This is a genomic window from Arsukibacterium sp., from assembly GCF_033721375.1.
Taxonomy (GTDB): domain Bacteria; phylum Pseudomonadota; class Gammaproteobacteria; order Enterobacterales; family Alteromonadaceae; genus Alishewanella.
The window spans coordinates 124064-145622 of the sequence record NZ_JAWWAP010000009.1 but is presented as its reverse complement, the minus strand read 5'-3'; the positions used below and the strand labels follow the sequence as shown (position 1 = coordinate 145622).

The following is a 21559-nucleotide window of genomic DNA, read 5'->3' as shown; positions in this document are numbered from 1 at the left end:
ACTTCTCAGTCAAAGGGCTGCAGCATGCTGCAGCCCGGGCTTTTATTATTTGTTGTCGTCTTTAACTTCTTCAAACTCAGCGTCAACAACATCGTCATTACCAGCGTTCTGCTGTTGGCCGGCATCGGCACCGCCCTGCTGGGCTTTTGCCTGAGCCGCTTCCATTAGCTTTTGCGAAGCCTGAATTAATGCCTGCGACTTGGCGTCGATTTCTGCTTTGTCGCTGCTTTTCAGTGACGTTTCCAGTTCGCTGATTGCTGTTTCAATCGCCGCCTTGTCATCACTGGCTAAGCTGTCACCTACTTCTTCCAGCTGTTTACGGGTGGCATGCACCATCGCATCAGCCTGATTACGGGTTTGCACCAGCTCTTCAAACTTTTTATCTTCTTCAGCATGGGCTTCAGCATCACGTACCATTGCTGCAATTTCATCTTCCGACAAACCTGAAGACGATTTAATGGTGATCTTCTGCTCTTTACCGGTGTCTTTATCTTTGGCCGACACATGTAAGATACCATCAGCATCCAAATCGAAGGTTACTTCAATTTGTGGCTCGCCACGACGACCCGGACGAATACCTTCCAGGTTGAACTGGCCCAGTGATTTGTTATCACTGGCGCGCTTGCGCTCACCCTGTAACACGTGAATAGTTACCGCAGCCTGATTATCATCAGCCGTTGAGAATACCTGCGACTTCTTGGTCGGTATAGTGGTGTTTTTCTCAATCAGCGCAGTCATCACGCTACCCATGGTTTCAATACCCAGCGACAACGGCGTAACATCCAGTAACAGTACGTCTTTAACATCACCAGACAGTACTGCACCCTGAATCGCTGCACCAACTGCTACCGCTTCATCCGGGTTAACATCTTTGCGCGGCTCTTTGCCAAAGAAAGCCGTTACTGCTTCCTGTACTTTAGGCATCCGGGTCTGACCGCCAACCAGAATAATTTCGTTAATCTCGCTAACGCTTAAATCTGCATCGGCTAAGGCTTTTTTCAGCGGCTCTAAAGTGCGCTGCACTAAATCTTCAACCAATGACTCCAGCTTAGCGCGGGTGACTTTGATATTTAAGTGTTTCGGGCCTGACGCATCTGCCGTGATATAGGGCAGGTTTACTTCAGTTTGCGAAGCTGAAGACAGCTCAATCTTGGCTTTTTCAGCGGCTTCTTTTAAACGCTGCATTGCCAGTGGATCGTTGCGCAGGTCCATGCCCTGCTCTTTCTTGAATTCTTCTACCAGATAGTTGATTACCCGGTTATCGAAGTCTTCACCACCTAAGTGAGTATCACCATTAGTCGATAACACTTCAAAGGTTTGCTCGCCGTCAACGTCATCAATTTCAATAATAGAGATATCGAAAGTACCGCCACCTAAGTCATAGACTGCAATCTTGGTGTCGCCTTTCTTTTTATCCATACCATAAGCCAGTGCCGCAGCCGTTGGCTCGTTGATAATCCGCTTAACATCTAAACCAGCAATCCGACCGGCATCTTTCGTTGCCTGACGCTGCGCATCATTAAAATATGCGGGTACGGTAATTACCGCAGCAGTAACCGCTTCGCCTAAGAAATCTTCAGCAGTTTTCTTCATTTTTTTCAGCACTTCAGCTGAAATTTGCGGCGCAGCCAGTTTTTTGTCTTTTACTTCAACCCAGGCATCGCCATTATCCGCTTTAACAATTTTAAACGGCATAATTTTGATGTCGCGTTGTACTTCTTCGTCTTCAAAGCGACGACCAATTAAACGCTTAATTGCATACAGGGTATTTTTAGGATTAGTGACTGCCTGACGTTTTGCCGGCTGACCTACTAATACTTCACCATCTTCAGCATAAGCAATAATTGAAGGCGTAGTGCGCGTGCCTTCTGCGTTCTCTAATACCCGAGGTTTGTCGCCATCTAACACAGCAACACATGAATTGGTTGTACCCAAGTCAATACCGATTATTCTACCCATAACTGCTCTCCACTTATATTCTGAACAATTAAAAATTGCGTTGACTGATTAGTGGGGATTAGCCCTGATCGATTCAAGGTTATTCGTTAAAAATTTTTAGAATAAGCGGTTGTTATACTGAATAGGCCATAATAATTAACACACCTGGTCACGGCCGGCATGTTTAGCCTTGTATAGGGCATCATCGGCACCGATGATTAATTGTTCGGCATTGTTGTAGTTTTTATCGCTGCTTGACGCCACACCAGCGGAAAAAGTACAGCTGAATTGTTCATTGGCGGTATTAAAATGCAACACAGCAAAACTGGCTAATATTTGCCTGGTTAATTCGCGGGCCTGAGCGGCATCGCAATCGGGTAATACCAGCATAAACTCCTCACCACCATAACGCCCGGCCCGATCGGTTTTACGAATGCGCTTTTTCAGTAAGGTTGCCAGAGCGGTGATCACCACATCGCCAGTGGCATGGCCATAGGTATCATTAACTTTCTTAAAGTGATCAATATCCAGCATAACAATGCTAAGTGGTTTAGCGGTGCGCTGTGCTCTTTCGAATTCCAGCTCGGCCAGATCTTTAATAGCACTGTGTTTAATTAAACCGGTCAAGTTGTCTTTCTCAATCAGGGTTTTAATTTGAATGCTGCGCGCTAATCTGACTTTTACAGCCTGTGCCAGTTGGGTGTCGTTAATCGGCTTGGTAATAAAATCATCAGCACCGTGTTCCATCGCCCGGTTCTGCACATTTTTATTCTGCTCGGACGACAAAAAAACAATAGGTAGCCGGCGTAATGGCGGATACTGTCTGATTACACCAGCTAACTCAGCACCGGTGTAGTGCGGCATATACATGTCCATCAATATAAGATCAGGCTGAAAATTGATGAGCTCTTCTACTATTATCTTTGGTTGCTTGTTAATGACGGTTTCAATGCCAATCCGATTTAGCACCAAAGCATAATGCTCTGCCAGCATACCGTCATCATCGACAATATAAACCCGGCCTTTGCTACCCGATGATTGCTCAAGCAGCTCGGCAATCCGGCTGATCATATTCGGTACATCTAGTGGTGAGACAAAAAAATCATCCGCATGTTGCTGCGCGGCTTTAATACGTAATGCAAAATCATCCTGCTCAGAAAAAACCATCAACCGGCAATGCTGCTGTTGCAAAGAATTCAGTAAAAAATTTTGTTTAAACAGCTCACTTCCATCAGCTTGTTGTATTTCACTGAACAACAAGGCTGGTGTCTCAGTTTGTAGTCGTTTCAAACAACTTTCAAAATCGGTTAGCTGCACAACGGCATGGCCGAACGCCTTTAGTTGAGATACTAACTCGTCTGATAATTGCTGATTACTCAGCATCAGCCAAATGGGACGCTGTTCGTTACTTTTGTTAATTTGGGCTTCAGTAACCGGAGCAGAGGAATTTAGCGCCTGTGCAACGCTTTGTTTAAACTGATAAAGCTGCTGATTAAGCTCTGGCATCTTTAACGCACGGATATCAGCTGATAATGAACTGATATCAATAACCCGTTGTTCAATTTGTCGCGCCAGTCTGCCTAGCTCTGCATAGCCAAAGGTACCGCAGGCGCCAGCCAACTTATGCGCCTCGGCTTTAAGCTGGCCCAGTTCATTACCCTTGGTTTGGCTTAAAGCCAATGCCAGCATGGTCTCTGCCCGCTCCGGTAAGCTTTGTTCAAACTTTTGCCGTATCCGGCCAAAAGCCTCGCTGATATCAACCTGAGTTTTAGATGTTGGCATACATTACTTCATTACTTTTTAATTTATAGTAACTGGCTTTGCCGGCAGTGCAAAGTAAAAGGTCGTACCTTTACCTGGTGTTGAATTAAAGCCGATACTACCACCCATTTGTTGTACTAACTCTTTGCAAATAGCCAGGCCTAAGCCGGTGCCGCCGCTTTGGCGCTGGTTTGAGCCATCTGCCTGAGCAAAGCGCTGAAAAATTTGGCTATGGAACTCTGCAGGAATGCCGGAACCATAATCAGTAATATGAAACAGCACATCGGCATTCTGCCGCTTAATACTAACGGCAACCTTAGTATCTGGTGGCGAAAATTTAATGGCGTTCGATAGTAAATTAGTTAATACCTGCTGTAAGCGCAACGAATCAGCCTGAACCATTAGCCGTTCGGTTATTGGTTGCAGTTCAATAACAACATGATGCTGGTTGGCAAATGGTTGTAAATTGTCTACTGCTTGCTGTAACTCAGCCTGCGCCGCAAGTGACTGGATATCAAATGGCATTTTACCTGCAGCGAGTTTCTCTACATCCAGTAAATCATTTATCAGCTGAGCCAACCGTTCACTATTGCTATCGGCGACATGCATTAATTTCAGCATTTTCTCAGGCACGTGCCCCAATTTGCCCGAATTAAGCAAAGCAAGTGCACCTTTAATGGCGGTTAATGGCGTTCTTAACTCATGGCTGACGGTCGAAATAAAAGCATCTTTCATTTGTTGTAGTTGCATCTGCTCCGTCACATCCTGCACCGAGCCGACCAGGATTTGGTCAGGATTTTCGTCTTGTGGCAACAACCTCGCCAGTTCATGAACCCAGCGAATACTGCCATCCGGACGAATGATCCGATGCACCACATCATGCAGGCCGCTTTCCAGAGAACGCTGTTCACTGGCCGCTACCACTGCCCTGTCATCCGGGTGTAACGTACTTTTGAACAAGGCAACACTTGGTGTGATATTTTCATCAAAACCAAAAATCTTATAAATTACCGGTGACCACCACAGCTCGCCTGTAATTAGCGACGCTTGCCAAAAACCAATTGATGCCGTTTCGCTGGCCATTTCCAGCCGTTGTTGGCTAAGCTTGTATTCCTTGTTAAGGCGTTCCAACTCCAGATAATACTGTTTAATGGTGGTAATATCCTCAATATAGCCATGCCATACCGTACTGCCATCTGGCATACGCTCTGGCGTAGCACGACCAGACAACCAACTGTGCTGGTGCTTGTCCTGGCATACCCGATACTGATGCTCCCAAATTGTTAAGTTTTGTGCAGATTTTTCAATACTATTTGCCAGGTCCGCGAGGTCGTCTTTATGAATTTTATCGAACAGAAACGTCGCGTCTTGCTTAACCTGCTCAGAAGATACACCATAAATTTTCTGAATGTTGCTACTGGCATACGGAAACGCTACATGACCATCCGGCCATTGCTGATACTGGTAAACCATACCCGGTATGTTGGCTAATAAGTTTTGAAAGTGGTCCCGGCTGGATTTTAACTCAAGCTCTGCCTCTTTTTGTTCAGTAATATCGGCATGGGTACCGAACATCATCAGTGGCTTACCATCTTCTGTCCAGCTGATGACCCTGCCACGGTCATGCACCCATACCCAATGGCCGTTTTTATGCTTCATGCGGCATTTACAATCGTAAAAGGGTAACTGCCCCGCAAAATGCTGCTCTAATAAACGACCAGACTCTGGCAAATCATCAGGATGGGCCAGGCCAAGCCAGGTATTAATATCAATTGGTGCCAGCTCATCTAAGGTATAACCGACAATATCAGCCCAGCGCTCATTAAATACCGTTTCTCCGGTTTGCACATTCCACTGCCAGGTACCTATGCGGGTGCCTTCCAGCACAGAGCGATACATCAGCTCACTGGCAGCCAGTTGCTGATGTGCTTGCTGTTGCAGCCTGTCGGTAATTTCTTGCTCAATCACATCAGCAAACTGGCGCAACATTCGCCGCTCAAGCTCGCTTAACTGACGAGGCTTAGGGTCAATAATACATAAGGTACCAATGCGCTGGCCTTTAAAATACAGCGGTGCGCCGGCGTAAAAACGAATAAAGGGCGCAGTGGTAACCAACGGGTTATCGGCAAACCTTTTGTCGTTAATCGCATCAGAAACTTCGAAAATATCATCGTTTAAAATAGCATGACCACAAAATGAGATATCCCGGTCAGTCTCACAGGCCGCTACCCCCTGACGAGACTTAAACCACTGCCGATTCTTGTCTACCAGCGAAATAAGGACTATTTCTGTCCCCAGGCATTGCTGCACCAGGCTGGTTATACGATCAAACCTGGGTTCAGCCTCAGTGTCCAAAAGTGCTGAACCAAATAATGCAGCTAATCTCTGCACTTCATTTTCTGGTTTTTCAGGTGGCTGCATAAGCGCTACTCTTGAAGTTATGGTGCCATGTTATATCCATTCAATCGGCCTGCTCAGCAACAGTTTGTGCAAAAGTAAGCCAAAAGGTTGACCCGCTGCCTTGGGTAGAATTAAAACCAATATCTGCGCCCATTTTTATTGCTAATTCTTTGCTAATTGCCAGGCCAAGGCCAGTACCGCCATGCTGACGATTACTGGCAGCATCACTTTGTGAAAAACGCTCAAAAATTCTCGATTTAAAGTCATCCGGTATACCCAGGCCCTGGTCAATTACTTCAATCTTAACCTGATCCGGCAGCTGATATAACCTCACTACCACCGTGGAACCTTCTGTTGAAAATTTAATAGCATTGGACAGCAAGTTATGCAAAATCTGGATAACCCGTGCAGCGTCGACGTTAGCATAGATAGCCGTAGTCGCTAAATCGGCTGTTAGCTTTACCTGAAACTGGTCAGCATAGCCTTGAATCGACTGTAACGCTTCTTGCACTAACGGTGTCAGCGGCTGCTGCTGCAGATTTAACTGCACTTTACCGGCTAACAGCTTTTCCATGTCAAGTAAGTCATTAATCAACACCGTTAAACGTTGGCTATTTGCTTCTGCCACCTGCAACAGTTTCAGCACTTTAGGCGGTAGCTCAGCCAACACCCCGGAGTTCACTATTCTTAATGAACCATAAACAGAAGTTAACGGCGTGCGTAATTCATGGCTGACGGTAGAAATAAATTCATTTTTTAGCTTTTCATTTCGTTTGCGCTCTGAGATATCTTTGGCGATACCCAGATAACCGCTAATAGTATTGTTTGCATCAATAATAGGCGTTACAGTCAGCTGCACCAACACCTTCTGACCATCTTTACGCACATAATGCCATTCCCGGCTTTCACTACCTTGTTGCTCCGCTACCACCACAAAAGCCTGAAAGCCAGTGACAGGTTGCTGCAATTCCCAGGTTAATTGTAACGCTCTTTGCTCAACTTCTTCAGCCACATGTAATAACGCCGGCGTTTCTTTGTTTATTAACTCTTCGGCGCGGTAGCCCAGTAATTTTTCAGCGCCAAAACTGAAATAGGTAATTATACCGTCTGGCGCGGTCGCAATTATCGAAAAGTCCGACGCGGCTGCCAATATCGCTTCAAGCTGACTATTACTTTGCTGCAACTGTAACGTGCGCTCGGCCACTTGGCGTGATAACTCAGACTCATTTGCTTTACTCATGATAAATGCCTGCAACAGCTCATTGCTCATTGCGCTCAGGCTGCGTCCAAGGCTATGGTATTCTGCAACATTACTTGCTGGGATATCTGTGTGGTTTCCGGCGGCAATCTGTGTTTTCAGCTTTTCGCTGACCAACGCCAGACGATGTAAAGGTACACTTATTGCTTTACTTAGCCAGTTAGCAACAATAGTAACCAACAATAAAAAGCTAACTAATAAAATTAACTGCCTGGCGCTGTCATGCTCGAGTTTGGCCATTACCCCGGTTGCGCTTTGCTCTATAGCAATAGCACTAACACTTGGTAAGTCAGATGGATAAAGCACCAGGATATACCGACTTTGCCGCCAGCGCTTTAGTAATGGCGAAACCCCTTCAGGCTGCCAGTGAAAGAAACCAGTATCAGGTACACTGACATTGACCAGGTCCAAACTTGCTATTGTGCCGGCACTACTAAGCGCATTGCCATTGTCGTTAAACACCACTACTCCAGCACTTGCGTCAGGTAACGTAGTGTTCAATAAATTGGATATATTGGCAGCGTTTGCGGATTTAGACTGAGCCTGCAATTTAAGTTGTTTTTGCAATGTATCAGCGACTAATCGCAGCCGTTGTTCGACACTTTGCGTATACTCCGCCTGCAGCTTGCGGGCGTCTAACAGTAAAGGCACACAGCCAGCAAATAGCGTTAATGCAATCAAAATATGAAATAACAGCTGACGTAAGCTAATTAACGGCAGAGCCAAAAAGCGTGAGCTCCAGCCCCGGGATTGCAGCAGCACTATCAGTAAACTGGCCAGCAACGTATTAAACACGCCATTAGTCATTTGCTTTAGCGCGATAAGTAATGCCGCCTGCCAGTTTATATTCAGCCCAAAGGAGTAAAATAACGTTACCGCTGGCACGCCAATAAGTATCCAGAACAGCAGGTCCTGTTGCACCAATATAAGGCCTTTATCCGAGCGCCAGCGCCAGCATAGCCAGATAATTTCAGCTGAAAAAACCAGAAAGGCGTAGGGGTGGCCCCAGATAAATAATGTTACTGCAGCAGCAGCAAGGCCGACCAGAACTGCAGCGGTGCGCCCCAATACTAACAGCGCCAATACCGCAAAAGCAGAACCAAAGATAAACTCTACACTAAAAAACAGTGGCAGCCTGGTGAAATTTAACCCCACAGCTGCTATCAGAAAAAGACCCAACAACAGATACCAAAAGCGGGGTTTGGTGTTGATATGTTGCTTAAAAGCAAAAAGCATAATGCTTACCCTCGAACCCGGGCGCTGAAATGTTATTGTTTCTGATAGAGACGACGCAACATATCGCCCAGCTGCATAGGCTCAAATGGTTTTTCAATAATACCAATGGCGCCTGCATCTAAATAGCGCTGCTTTTCAGCTTGCTGAATTTTTGCGGTCATAAACACCACTGGCGTATTTCGAAGTGTAGGCAGCTGCCGCAACGCAGCCAGTGTTTGCAGGCCATCCATCTGTGGCATCATCACATCCAGCAAAATCAACTGCGGCGCGAAAGCTTCAGCCTGCGCCAACGCACTCTGACCGCTGTCGCAACTTAATAATGTAAAGCCGGCCACATCAACCAGGGCAATTTCTGCCACAGTCCGGATAGACTCATCATCTTCTACATGCATTACCCGTTGTAAGGTCATTGGTTTATTCCATCATCATCATTAACGATTTTCTTAAGATATTTGGCTAATAATCCGGTATTAATCCGGCTTTTGCTAAATACGGCCTGCACTTTTAGTTTATTTTCAATACTCACTTGCTGGGCAGAAAAAATGACAACAGGAATATCGCCCTGCGTTTCCGCAATTGTTGCAAGTAAACTGATGCCATGACCATCCGGCAACCCTAAATCAAGCAGAATTAAATCAAAGCGTTCGGTTGCTAATAGTGATCTGGCACCGGATAACGTGGCTACTGACTGATATTCGCATTGATTTTCTAACTGTAATCGCATGATAGTAACAATATCGCTGTCATCTTCAACATGCAAAATGCGATGATTACGATCCTGAAAAGGCAACTGACTTAATAACTGTCCCAGCTTCAAACTGAGCATTTCAGGGCTGACTGGCTTTTCTATCCAGTCGATAGCATTGGCTAATGCGGCCAGCTGCAGCTTACCTTGTTCAACATGAGCCGAAATAATTAACACAGGCAAATCAGCGGTAGCCGGATTGTCCCGCAGCCGCAGAAAAAAGTCGGCTCCATTTTCGTTTTGCAATTTCAGATCGAGAGTAATGGCGGCATATTTTCGTTCCGTCATTTTCTGCCAAGCCGTTTTACTATCTGCCGCCCAGTCAGTTTGGTAGTGCTCAGACTTTAAAAATTCACATAATAAATGAGCGGTGTCAATGTCGTCCTCAATCACCAGAATGGCATCTTCGCTGTTTACAGACGACGCTGCCTGGTATAACGGTAGTTCCAGCCAGAACGTCGCGCCAACGCCAGGTGTGGAGCTGACGCCTACCTCACCACCGGATTGCCGCGCTATTTCCCGGCTGATAGCCAGCCCCAAACCGGTACCTGATTTTGCCCGGCCCGAGGTCAACTCTAATTGTGAAAAGCGCTGAAACAAATGCTGCTGATTGTCTGGAGTAATGCCCGGCCCCTGATCCTGTACAGAGATCCGGACACGCTCTGCAATTTGTTCTGCCGCTAACACAACCTCTGTGTTGGCCCGGGAAAACTTAATCGCGTTTGATAAAAAGTTAGTTAACACCTGCTGGATGCGGGCGGCATCAACAAAAATCTGCACTTCAGGTACGCTACCCAGGCTCAGTACGATATCAAGCTGTCTGGCATAGGGCTGGTTGTGTTCAATTGCATCATGTAACAGTTTTGGCAACAAAACCGGTGCTTCGTCAAAGCGCATTTTGCCTGCTGCCAACTTTTCAATATCCAGCAAATCGTTTATCAATAAATTTAAGCGCTGACTATTTTTATGGGCAATCCGCAGCAGTTTTTCGGTCTTCGGGCTCAATTCCCCGCCGATACCACCTAAAACTAACCCCAGCGAACCACCAATTGACGTTAGCGGTGTTCTCAGTTCGTGGCTGACGGTTGAGACAAAGTCTTCTTTGAGTTTTTCGAGCCGTTTAAGCTCACGAATGTCGGAAATAATAGTCCAGATAAACTTTTCATCGCGATCATCACTAAACAGCACACCATTGAGCTCGATATCTATCAGCTCGCCGTTTTTATGACGGTACTGCTTAATATAAGGGCCATAACGGCCGTATTCTGTCAGTGCGTTAAGCTGCTCCTGCTCGGCAGCAGCATATCGCTCCGGGGTCAGGTCCCAATAACTTAACTGCTTTACTTCAGCCAGTGAATAGCCGGTAAGTTTCTCCATCGCCGGATTCGCCTCAACAAAAGCCCCATCACTAAACCGGTTTAATAAAATAGGCAGTGGCGATAACTGATATAACGCAGACAACTTTTGCTCTGATTGCTTAACCAGTTTTTGTTGCTGTGATACTTCCCGCCGGGCCTGGCGTCGCAAAAATGTGACAAGCAAAACCACCAGAAACAACATACTCAGACAGGCAGCCAGCCAAATCAGCCAGATAATCTTATCTGTTCGCTGTTGTGCATTCACCTGGGTACTAATATCGTGCCAGCTCAGACTGACTAGTTGTCCGTTTTGCTGGTTATATTGCCCCCACACCGGCCATGGTAGTAATGACACAGCAAAAGTTCTTTCATTAAAGTCTAAGATAAGCTGCTGTGGGCTACTGACATTTTCTGGTATCCGCTTATTGTTCAACCAGAATTGCAGCATATCTGACGGGGAAGGACTGTCCCAGAGCGCTGAAGTCAGCCATTTTGCTCTGACATCATCATAAAGAGCCGTCGTCATTGTGGGTTTAACCAGTAGTACCATTCCCTGCCGGGCTTCTTTGACCAAATCGCCGGCAGAGGCCTCACTTGTCGCATAGTATTGCTGACGAGAGGCAAAAACGGATTGCAAATCAAATCCAAGCTCAATAGCGGCCTGCACATCCTGCTGACTATTAAACACCGGCACCACCGCTCGCAGGCTTAAGCCATGCCGGCCAAGTTCTGTTCCGGTTACCCGGGTAGCGCTGGTTAAGCTGTGCATCACCAGCGGCCGGATACTTATTAAGCTGTCACTATGGCGTTCCGGACGATGAGCACGCAGCAAGGTAAAAGCATCCGGCGCCAGATGCAGGTGTAACTGACTGGCGCCATACAGCGTAACTTTTTGCCAGTAACCATTAAGTATTGGTAAAAGTTGCTGGCGAATTGCGCTAAGATCGGCCCGGGGACCCTGTTGCTGATAGCGTTCAGCAGCTTGCAGCAAAAGCTGCTGAAGTGTTGGATCAGCAGCAATAAGATCGACGGCTAATTCAAGTTTCCGTTCAGCTTCCTGTTGTAGCAATTGTTGCTTTGTCAATTGCAGCAGCTGAAAGTCGTTAAGTCGTGACTGAAAGTGACTTGCCCGCTGCGTATTGGCAAACCAGGCAGCCAGCAGAAAAGTAATCAGGATCATCAGGGCGGCAATTACGTAGCTTTTAGTAACGTTACTGTTTTGCTGGTCAGAGTCTGTCAACTTACTGTCTCCTGATATTCTGTCACTTGCAGCATTAGTTATTTGCGGGTGCGATGCAAGAAAAGTTTAAATTTGTAAACGAGAAAGCCTTTACCTTCAGCTGAGTTGTTACAAAGCCACTGGTTTGCCGGCAGCCAGACCCTTCCGCCGGGTAACATCATTTTACCGCGCGCACTTATCCAGCAAATACACCAGATGCTGATACTCGATGCCACTATGTTGCGAAAGGCCAATTTCACAGGTGCGGCTGGTCGACACCCCCCGTGAGCACTTACTTACCTGAGCAGCTAGCCCGGACAAGGCTGAGGCATTAAGCTCTGGCAGCAAAAAGCCTTTGTCGCCGGCAAAGCCGCAACAGCTGATCCCTTCAGGGATCACCACCTGACCAGTGCAGGCAGCTGTTAATTGCTTAAGCGTTGCCGCCTGCCCTAACTGACTGGCACTGCAACTGATATGCAGCGCGACCGGCTCTGACTGTGGCGTTATGCTCAGCTTTGGCAGTACCTGCTGATACAGAAAATCGACGCTATCGATGATTGTCAGGCGTGGGTCCAGCTTGCCCTGCAGGGTTAAGCTGCAGGGGCTGCTGTCGGAATAAATCGGGATCTGACCCCAATTACTGGTTTGCAGCAACCACTGGTTGAGCGCGGTTTGCTTAAGTTCAGCGGCAGCAAGCTGACCTTTTGATAAAAACGGCATGCCACAGCATTGCTCAGCCAGCCCGGGCGCTGTGATCAGCTGATAACCGGCTTTGGCCAGTAAGTCAGTACTTACCTGCATCAGGCTGCGGCTGTCCTGACTATTAGCCTGTGGCGCCATCACCCGGCTGCTGCAACTGGCCAGATAGATAACAGGCTTAAGCGCCGGATTTTTTTTATGTAATGCAGCACGCTTAACATTGGGCGTAGCAGTGGCTATGGCGGTGGGCATAGCAGTGGGCATGGCACGGTGCCAGCCGGGTAACATCTTAGCCAAGTGCTGCCCTGTGTTAAGGCCAAAGCGTGCCATAGCGCTTACCGCGGCAAAATGCCGGGCCAAAAAGGTTGCCAGCCCCTGCCAGCGACGGTTGTTTTCAGCGCGAAGCTGCCGGGTTAAATCGCCGGTGTTAATGCCAACCGGGCAAGCGGTGCTGCACATACCGCAGGCCGCACAGGTATCATTACCGGCATACTGATAGGCTTTATTTAGTGCCTTCAGCCGCACTGCATCCTCGCCCGTTGCCTGCAGCCGTGAAATCTCCCGCTGCGTGACAATGCGCTGGCGCGGGGTCAGGGTTAAATTACGCGACGGGCAAACCGGCTCGCAAAAACCGCACTCAATGCATTTATCGACCAGTGGATTAGTCGCAGGCAACGGTTTTAAATTCTGCAAATGCAATTGCGGGTTATTACTGAGTACCACGTCCGGGTTAAGAATATGCTCCGGGTCCAGCAGCTTTTTCAACCGCCACATCAGCTGATAGGCAGCCTGTCCCCATTCCAGCTCAACAAAGGGGGCCATATTCCTTCCGGTGCCATGCTCGGCTTTAAGCGAGCCGCCAAATTCGACCGCCACCAGCTGCGTCACCTCCTGCATAAAGCTGGCGTAGCGCTTAACTTCAGCCGGGTCATCAAAGCCCTGGGTAAACACAAAATGCAGATTGCCCTCTAAAGCATGACCAAAAATTATCGCTTCATCATAGCGGTATTTAGCAAATAACTGCTGCAGTCGGGCCACGCCAGCGGCCAGCTGCGAAAGCTCAAAGGTGACATCTTCAATAATCACCGTCGTGCCGGTCTCGCGTACTGCACCCACCGCCGGAAAGGTGCCTTTGCGAATGGCCCAAAGCTGGTTATAGACTTTCGGATCAGTACTGAAATCTACCTGCTGCTCCAGGGTAAAGCCCTGCACAACCGCACGAAGCTCAGCAAGCTGCTGCTGTAATACCTTGGCGGATACCGCGGTACTTTCAATCAGTAAGGCGCAGGCCCCCTCAGATACCTGCTTAACCCATTCTGGCATACCCGCTTTATGCTCGACCGAGCGTAAACTGCGCCGGTCGAGCAGCTCCACCGCCGATACCGGCAGCTGCTTTAATACTGGCACAGCCTGACAGCACTCGTTAACCGAGGGGAACACCAGCAGGCCACTTGCCCGGTGCGGATAGTCCGGCACCGTGTTATAGGTTACCGCACTGATAAAACCGAGGCAGCCCTCAGAGCCGACCATTAAATGAATGAGAATATCAATCGGATCAGTAAATTCGGTTAGCGCATTCAGCGAAAAACCCGTGGTGTTTTTTAAACGGTATTTATGGCGGATTTTGGCGCAGAGTTCTTCGTCCTGCCGGGTTTGCTCTGCCAGCAATGCCAAATCGGCCAGCAAGCTGGCATGGCTTTGCCTAAAAGATGCGACACTGTCGCTGTCTTCGGTATCCAGCACCGTGCCATCGAACAGCACCAGCCGCATCGCGGCCAGGGTATTAAAGCTGTTGTGGGCAGTACCGCAACACATACCACTGGCATTATTGGCGACAATACCACCAATTTTGCAGCTGTTAATTGATGCCGGATCAGGGCCGATTTTGCGCTGAAACTTTGTCAGAACACTATTGGCCGCTGCGCCAATTACCCCGGGTTGCAAGCGGATTTGCTCACCCAGACCACGCACCTCACGTTGCTGCCAGTTTTCACCCAATACCAGCAGCACCGAGTCGGTCACTGCCTGGCCGGATAAACTGGTACCCGCCGCCCGAAAGGTAATAGCCACCTTATGCTGATTTGCCAGTTTCAGCAGTGTTACCACCTCGGCCTCAGATTCTACCCGCAGCACCAGTTTGGGTAACAGGCGATAAAAGCTGGCGTCGGTACCATAAGCTAACGTAGCGATAGGATCGTCAAAATAGCGCTCAGCCGGGATCAGCTGTTTAGCAGCTTTTTGGAATGCAACAGGTAATGCCACAGCAAAACGTCTCAAAACTATAATTAGCTTACGTGATATCAGGTTTTGGCTGTTTTGGCTATGCCCGGAGCATAAGGCATAGCCAGTTTTACTGAAAAAATCAAAACAAAAAGTCCGTTGCTAAAAAGTGTGAGCTGCGGGCTTTAACCATTTGTCTGACAAAGTCAACATCGCTATCCTGATATTTAGCGGCGACCAGACTCGGGGTGGAGAATTGGCGCAGCGCATCGACCACCGATAAGGTGCCTTCGGCAGAGTCTTTACGGCCATTAAACGGGAAGCTGTCGGGGCCGCGCTGACACTGGCTGTTGATATTAATACGCCCGACCTGATTGGCAAAAATATCGACCAGCTCGCCGACTTGTTGCGGGTCCTGGCCAAAAATACTCAGCTGCTGGCCAAAATTGGAGTTCACCACATAGTCAATCACTTCGCTGATATCATCGAAAGGCACGACCGGCACCAGTGGCCCGAATTGCTCCTCGCTGTATAAGCGCATATCGCTGCTAACCGGATACAGCACGGCCGGCTGAAAGAACGACGCGACAGTTTGGCCACCGTCCGGGTTTTGCAGTTTGGCGCCTTTACCCAGTGCATCTTCAAGCAATTCAGTTAAAAAACCGGTTTTGCCGGGCTCTGGCAGCGGGGTAATGGTTACACCGGCCTGCCATGGCATGCCTGCGGTCAATGCCGATACTGCCTCGGTTAATTTGCTGACAAACTCATCCGCAATGCTGCGCTGAACAAACAGAATTTTTAACGCGGTGCAGCGCTGGCCATTAAACGACAAGCTGCCGGCGACACATTCTTTAACGGTTCGGTTCATATCCGCATCGGCCAGCACAATGGCCGGGTTTTTCGCATCCAGCCCCAGCACTGCCCGCAAACAGTGGGGTTTGGGGTGCATCCGCTTTAAATCGCTGGCGCCTTTGTTGGTACCGATAAAAGCAAATACATCAATTTTGCCACTGGCCATCAGTGCACCGACGGTTTCGCGGCCACGGCCATAGATAATATTAATAACCCCGGCCGGGAAGCTTTGTAAAAAGGCCTGCAGTAACGGCTGAATAAGTAGCACGCCATATTTGGCCGGTTTAAAAATCACGGTGTTACCCATAATTAACGCCGGAATAAGGGTAGTGAAGGTTTCATTCAGCGGATAATTAAACGGCCCCATACACAGCGCCACGCCCACCGGCACCCGGCGGATTTTGCCCAGGCTGCCCTGCTCAATAATAAAATGGCTGGCGTCGCGGTCCTGCTGCTTTAAGGCGGCAATGGTGTCGCGAATATAATCGCAGGTGCGGTCAAATTCCTTAGCCGCATCGGCATAAGGCTTGCCGATTTCCCACATCAGCAACCGCACCACTTCGTCGCGCTGCAACTGCATTAAACCCAGAAACTTTTCAACATGCTGGATCCGCTCCAGCACCGGCATGCCGGGCCAGGCACCGCGGCCTAGTTTGTAGGCATTGACCGCAGAATCCAGTGCGGTTAAAGCGGCCTGTTCGTCCAGCAATGGCGTGTGGCCCAGCACTACCTGGGTCAGCCTGTCGCCATCACGAATGTGCACTGGGCTAAGTACCGGACTCAGCTCACCCTGCCAGCTTAACAGTTCGCCGTTAATCAGGTATTCGCGCTGGGTGATCAGGGCGTTGTGGGCAAACTGCGCCGGTATGTCGGCCGCTTGCGGAAAAAGTGTTGCTAAACTCATGCGTTGCTCCTTCTAACAATAATATTGCCTTGGTTGTTAGTCAGGGTCAGATGTATCGCTCGTCCGGCTTTTGCTGGATCTTTTTGTTTAATTTTGGTTGCAGGCTTCACAGCTAAGGGAACGCAAAGACGTCGTGAATACTTCCCTGTAGACTCCTCTGCCGCTTCCCTGCGGCAGACGCTTTGCTATACCCTTAGCTGCTTCGCTTTGATAATTCGACGACACGCCAATCGTTCGAAGTGATGCCGGAAAAAGCTTTTTTTTCACTTCACAAAACTGGATGGCCGGTGCTTGGCCCAGAAGCCGTTAAAATGTTCTTTACTAACAATGGCACCGGTATGCTCTACCACAAAGCCCGCCAGGCGGGCGGCAAACTTCACCGCCTGCTGCGGCGCTATACCACCGAGGCGGGCAGCTAAGTAACCTCCATTAAAGGAATCACCGGCAGCAGTGGTATCGACCACTTTTTTTACCGGATGGGCCATGGCGCTAAAGCATTCTTGCTCAAAGCGGCCGTTAATGCCGTTTTTGCCGTCTTTAACAATAATTTCAGCCACGCCCAACTCGGTCAGCTGCTCCACCACCTGATCGGTGCGCTCAGCGTCAAACAGCACTTTATGATCATCCAGCCCCGGTAAGGCGATATCGGCTAAACGGTACGCCTGAACAAAGGCCGCTTTAGCAGTATTGGCATTGGGCCACAGCGCCGGGCGGTAATTAGGGTCAAACACAATCTGGCTGCCATCCTGCTTTAACTGCTCTACCAGAGTAAATAAGGTAGTACGGTCCGCATCGGATAAAATCGCCAGGGTAATCCCCGAGAAATAAAACATATCGCAGCCTTTAAGCGCCTCGTAGTTACTTTGCGCCGTATAACACTGCATAACCTGTTTGGCGGCAGAGTTGTCACGCCAGTAAACAAAGCTGCGCTCACCAAAAGCATCGGTATTAATCATATACAGGCCGGGACGGGCTGTTTTGCTGCGCAGCATCAGTTTGGTATCAATTTTTTCGCGCTCAACCGCCCGTACCAGCTTGTCGCTTATTCTGTCAGTGCCCACTGCGGTGAAAAACTGCACGTCTAACGGCACTTCACAAGTGCGCTTTAAATACACCGCGGTATTAAACACATCGCCGGCAAAATTCTGGTGATAGACGTTTTCGACCAGCTGAAACAGCTCGACCATACATTCGCCCATAATCACGATACGTTTACTCATCTGATGCTCCTCAGGCGGCCGCTTTTAGTTTATTGGCAATAGCAGTGGCCTGTGCCGCCAGCTGGCTTATTTGCTGCCACTGCCCGGCTTTAACCATAGCAGCTGGCGTTAACCAGGTACCACCTGCAACGAACACATTAGGCAACGCCAGAAAATCTGCCAGATTATGCGGGCCAATGCCGCCGGTAGGACAAAACCGCACCTGTTGAAAAATGCTGCTCAGCGCCTTTAACATCTCAATGCCACCGGACAAATGTGCCGGGAAAAACTTTACTTCGGTCAGGCCATATTCAAACGCCATCGCAATTTCAGACGGCGTAGCTACGCCGGGCGCAAATGGCAGACCACAGTCAATCATCGCTTCCAGTAATTTTGGCGTGCTGGCCGGGCTGACCAGAAACTGGGCCCCGGCATCCCGGGCGGCGATAGCATCGCTGGCAGATAAAATTGTGCCGGCACCCACCAGCAAATCAGGCAGTGCCTTACGAATAGCCGTAATACCCGCCAGGGCGTCTTTGGTGCGAAGCACCACTTCAACCGAGCCAATGCCGCCGCCACTCAGCGCTTTGGCAATATCCACTGCCTGCGCCGGCGTATCGGCCTGAATAATAGGCAGTAATGCCGGGCCTTTTACTACGCCTGACAAAGCTAAAGGTAAAGATGACATTAACGCGCTCCTGCAACTGCCGCAGGCGTGGCCTGACGGGAAACAATCTGTTGATAGGCAGTAGCCACTGCCTGCTGAAATTCCGGGTTTAAGCTAAGGTCGGGCGGGAATACGGCATCTACCGCCAGAAATAGTGGCACATCGGTTTGTGCCTTGCCGCTACACTGGGCAGCCACGGCCAGCAGGGTGTCGGCCAGCGGGTCTACCAGCTTTTCATTGTCGGTATAACGCTTAACAATAAAGCGGTACCAGGCGGCAATGGCGTAGGCCAGTTTAGCAATGGGCTGCCCTTTGGCCAGGTTGTCAGTAATAGCCGGCAATATCCGCATCGGCAATTTTTGTGAGCCGTCCCAGGCGATTTGCGCGAGCAAATGGCGGATCGCCGGATTACGAAAACGCGCCAGGATATCCTGACTGTATTGGGTTACATCCAGTTCAGCCGGTGCCTTAAAAGACGGTATCAGCTCATCCGTTATCATCTGTTCAATAAAGCTGACCAGCTGCTGATCCTGCATCGCATCAAACACGGTTTCATAGCCGAGCAGGCTGCCGACATAGGCCAGCGTTGAGTGCGGGGCGTTTAACAGCCGCAGCTTGGCTTTTTCAAAGGCACTGACATCCTGGGCATAAATTACCCCGGCCTGCTGCCACGCCGGGCGGTCAGCTGGTAAAATATCTTCAATCACCCATTGCACAAAGGCTTCGCGCTTAATCGGCCAGTTATCCTGCACGCCCAGCACTTCGGCAACCTGCGCTTTAATGGCATCGTCGGTAGCCGGGGTAATACTGTCGACCATAGTGCAGGGGCAAATCAGCTGCTGGGCCAGCCAGTTAGCGACGCCAGGGTCTTTTTGCTCAGCATAGGCAATAATGGCGCCGCGCAGTTTATGGCCGTTGTCGGTCAGGTTGTCACAGCTAACCACACAAAAAGGCGCAATATTGGCCTGGTAACGCGCCGAAAGCGCACTGAATAACATGCCTACCGCGGTAATCGGCTGCGTTGTGCCGGCTAAATCCTGCTGAATTTGCGGGTGGCTTAAATCCAGTTTACCGGCATTGTTCAGGCAGTAGCCTTTCTCGGTAATGGTTAAGGTCACGTATTTGGTACTGGCGGCCGTTAAGCGGGCCTGCACTTGCTGGTATTGCTCGCTGGCAATTAATACTTCCGCGACAGAGCCAATCACCTGATAGCTTTGCTCGGCATCCAACACCGCCAGGGTATAGAGGCCATCTTGCGGGCTTAAAGCCTGACTGACATCCGGGGATCGCATAGATACGGCGCTGATAGCCCAGTCGCCACCAAATTGCAGCGCCTGCTCGGTATACCAGGCCTGATGGCCGCGAAAAAACGCACCGGGGCCAATGTGAACGATACCAATTTGTGGCTGCTGTTCTGCCAGCCGGTAACCGGGTATCGGCAGTTTGCCGTGCAGGCTGGCCAGGGTTTGATTGTTTAGTTGTTTCATTGATTATTTTGCCATTAAGTTTTGGCTTCACTCAGTAACAGCACACAAAGACGTCGTGAATACATCCTTGTAGACTCCTCTGCCGCATCCTTGCGGCAGACGCTTTGTTTAGCTGTTGCTGAGCTTCGCTAGCAAGTCAGAGACAATGTCCAAAAGCGATTTACTTTAACTGGTACGCTTTTTTCACTAAGCCATAAGTCAGCTCATACGCGAGCTCGTTGGCTTCAGCTTCTGTCAGCCGGTGCTCTGCTACTAAACCAGCCAGGAAGCGGCAGTCAATCCGTCGCGCCACATCATGCCGGGCCGGTATCGATAAAAAAGCCCGGGTATCGTCATTAAAGCCAACGGTGTTATAAAAACCAGCGGTTTCGGTCACCTGATGCCGAAAGCGCAACATGCCTTCCGGACTGTCGTGGAACCACCAGGCAGGGCCCAGTTTTAGTGCCGGGTAATGGCCGGCCAGTGGCGCTAACTCGCGGGCATAGGTGGTTTCGTCCAGGGTAAACAGAATAATAGTCAGGCCTGCTTCGTTGCCGTATTTTTGCAACAAAGGCTTTAAGTTGCTGACAAACTCGGTCGGGCTTGGAATATCAGCGCCTTTATCGGGGCCAAAGCGTTCAAAAATCACCTGGTTATGGTTGCGGTGCGCGCCCGGGTGAATTTGCATCGTCATGCCATCCTGCAGGCTCATGCCGGCCATTTCGGTCAGCATCTGGCCACGGAACAGCTCGGCATCAGCGGCACTTACTTTGCCTTTCAGACAACGGGCAAATAAGGCAGCGGCGTCGCTTTCGCTTAAATCAGCAGTAATCGCAGTCGGATGGCCATGATCGGTGGCGGTGGCACCATGCTCGCGGAAAAACGCCCGCCGTTTGCGAAGTGCAGCCAGGTACCCCTGCCAGCTTTGGGTGTCTTCGCCGGTAAGTTCGCCCAGTTTCGCCACATTGGCAGCGAAATCGGCGCGATCGGCATCCACCACATCATCTGGTCTAAAGGTAGTAATTACCTTGTGCTCATAACCGCTGCCTTTTAATTTGGCATGATGTTTTAAGTCATTTAAGGCGCCTTCGGTGGTGGCAATCAGTTCGATATTGAAGCGGTCCAGTAAGGCGCGTGGCTTAAATTCCGGCTTGGCCAGTTGCTCATTAATGCTGTCGTAATAATGATCCGCCGTTTGCTCGCACAGGCTTTCCGTTAACCCGAAAACTTCGGAAAACACGCTATCAAGCCAGATCCGGGACGGTGTGCCGCGAAACAGGTAGTAATGTTTGGCAAAGATCTGGAAAATCTTGCGATAGTCACTCTCCACTACCGCGCCATCTTTACGCCGAATGCCCAGCGCTTCCAGCTTTATGCCCTGACTGTACAACATCCGGAATACATAATGATCGGGCAGCAGCAACAAGGCGGTGGCATTGTCAAAATTGGCGTTGTCAGCAAACCAGCGTGGATCGGTATGGCCATGCGGACTGACAATAGGTAAATTTTTAATCTGCTGATACAGGCGCCGGGCGATATCGCGCTGCACAGGATCTGACGGGAATAGCCTGTCGGGATGCAATTCTAATGGCTGTGCCGGTTTTTTATCTGTCATATTAAAAATCCTGTTTCGCTGT

Annotated in this window: 12 protein-coding genes and 2 pseudogenes; all 14 read right to left on the bottom strand. The window is 49.4% G+C overall.

What is annotated here, in order from left to right:
• Positions 1-45 precede the first annotated feature (45 nt).
• A complete protein-coding gene (gene dnaK, locus R3187_RS15085) occupies positions 46-1959 on the bottom strand; it encodes a molecular chaperone DnaK (RefSeq protein WP_318967885.1) in 1914 nt (637 codons plus the stop codon).
• Between the two features lie 135 nt (positions 1960-2094).
• Positions 2095-3720: a diguanylate cyclase gene (locus R3187_RS15080; protein ID WP_318967884.1), complete on the bottom strand. Its 1626-nt coding sequence runs from the start codon at positions 3718-3720 to the stop codon at positions 2095-2097.
• Between the two features lie 18 nt (positions 3721-3738).
• Entirely contained in the window at positions 3739-4902 is a 1164-nt protein-coding gene (locus R3187_RS18820) for a sensor histidine kinase (protein ID WP_413229033.1), read from the bottom strand.
• A pseudogene (locus R3187_RS18815) lies at positions 4888-5598 on the bottom strand (PAS domain-containing protein); the annotation flags it as partial. The pseudogene R3187_RS18815 and the gene R3187_RS18820, both read right to left, overlap by 15 nt.
• 27 nt (positions 5599-5625) lie before the next feature.
• Positions 5626-6054: pseudogene (locus R3187_RS18810) on the bottom strand (GAF domain-containing protein); the annotation flags it as partial.
• A 106-nt stretch (positions 6055-6160) separates the two neighbouring features.
• On the bottom strand, positions 6161-8593 hold the full coding sequence (locus R3187_RS15070; RefSeq protein WP_318967882.1) for an ATP-binding protein: 2433 nt from the start codon (positions 8591-8593) through the stop codon (positions 6161-6163).
• A gap of 32 nt (positions 8594-8625) precedes the next feature.
• A complete protein-coding gene (locus R3187_RS15065; protein ID WP_318967881.1) occupies positions 8626-9003 on the bottom strand; it encodes a response regulator in 378 nt (125 codons plus the stop codon).
• A complete protein-coding gene (locus tag R3187_RS15060) occupies positions 9000-11936 on the bottom strand; it encodes a response regulator (protein ID WP_318967880.1) in 2937 nt (978 codons plus the stop codon). Before R3187_RS15060 ends, R3187_RS15065 begins: the two co-directional genes overlap by 4 nt.
• Positions 11937-12098: 162 nt before the next feature.
• Positions 12099-14891, bottom strand: coding sequence for an FAD-binding and (Fe-S)-binding domain-containing protein (locus tag R3187_RS15055; protein WP_318967879.1), 2793 nt, complete (start codon positions 14889-14891; stop codon positions 12099-12101).
• A gap of 85 nt (positions 14892-14976) precedes the next feature.
• A complete protein-coding gene (locus R3187_RS15050; protein ID WP_318967878.1) occupies positions 14977-16590 on the bottom strand; it encodes an NADP-dependent glyceraldehyde-3-phosphate dehydrogenase in 1614 nt (537 codons plus the stop codon).
• 263 nt (positions 16591-16853) lie between these two features.
• On the bottom strand, positions 16854-17810 hold the full coding sequence (locus R3187_RS15045; protein WP_318967877.1) for a sugar kinase: 957 nt from the start codon (positions 17808-17810) through the stop codon (positions 16854-16856).
• A gap of 10 nt (positions 17811-17820) precedes the next feature.
• Positions 17821-18477 (bottom strand): bifunctional 4-hydroxy-2-oxoglutarate aldolase/2-dehydro-3-deoxy-phosphogluconate aldolase, encoded by a 657-nt coding sequence (gene eda, locus R3187_RS15040; protein WP_318967876.1) that lies wholly within the window; start codon positions 18475-18477, stop codon positions 17821-17823.
• On the bottom strand, positions 18477-19943 hold the full coding sequence (locus R3187_RS15035) for a mannitol dehydrogenase family protein (RefSeq protein ID WP_318967875.1): 1467 nt from the start codon (positions 19941-19943) through the stop codon (positions 18477-18479). The genes eda and R3187_RS15035 overlap by 1 nt, the downstream gene beginning before the upstream one ends.
• 160 nt (positions 19944-20103) lie before the next feature.
• Positions 20104-21537 carry a glucuronate isomerase gene (gene uxaC / locus R3187_RS15030; protein WP_318967874.1) on the bottom strand — a complete coding sequence of 478 codons (1434 nt, stop codon included), beginning with the start codon at positions 21535-21537 and terminating at the stop codon, positions 20104-20106.
• Between the last annotated feature and the right edge of the window lie 22 nt (positions 21538-21559).

Coding starts and splice junctions, on each gene's coding strand:
- R3187_RS15080 (WP_318967884.1), bottom strand. CDS start 3,720: ATGCCAACATCTAAAACTCAGGTTGATATCAGCGAGGCTTTTGGCCGG.
- eda (WP_318967876.1), bottom strand. CDS start 18,477: ATGTCATCTTTACCTTTAGCTTTGTCAGGCGTAGTAAAAGGCCCGGCA.
- R3187_RS15070 (WP_318967882.1), bottom strand. CDS start 8,593: ATGCTTTTTGCTTTTAAGCAACATATCAACACCAAACCCCGCTTTTGG.
- dnaK (WP_318967885.1), bottom strand. CDS start 1,959: ATGGGTAGAATAATCGGTATTGACTTGGGTACAACCAATTCATGTGTT.
- R3187_RS15065 (WP_318967881.1), bottom strand. CDS start 9,003: ATGACCTTACAACGGGTAATGCATGTAGAAGATGATGAGTCTATCCGG.
- uxaC (WP_318967874.1), bottom strand. CDS start 21,537: ATGACAGATAAAAAACCGGCACAGCCATTAGAATTGCATCCCGACAGG.
- R3187_RS18820 (WP_413229033.1), bottom strand. CDS start 4,902: ATGCCAGATGGCAGTACGGTATGGCATGGCTATATTGAGGATATTACC.
- R3187_RS15050 (WP_318967878.1), bottom strand. CDS start 16,590: ATGAGTTTAGCAACACTTTTTCCGCAAGCGGCCGACATACCGGCGCAG.
- R3187_RS15045 (WP_318967877.1), bottom strand. CDS start 17,810: ATGAGTAAACGTATCGTGATTATGGGCGAATGTATGGTCGAGCTGTTT.
- R3187_RS15035 (WP_318967875.1), bottom strand. CDS start 19,943: ATGAAACAACTAAACAATCAAACCCTGGCCAGCCTGCACGGCAAACTG.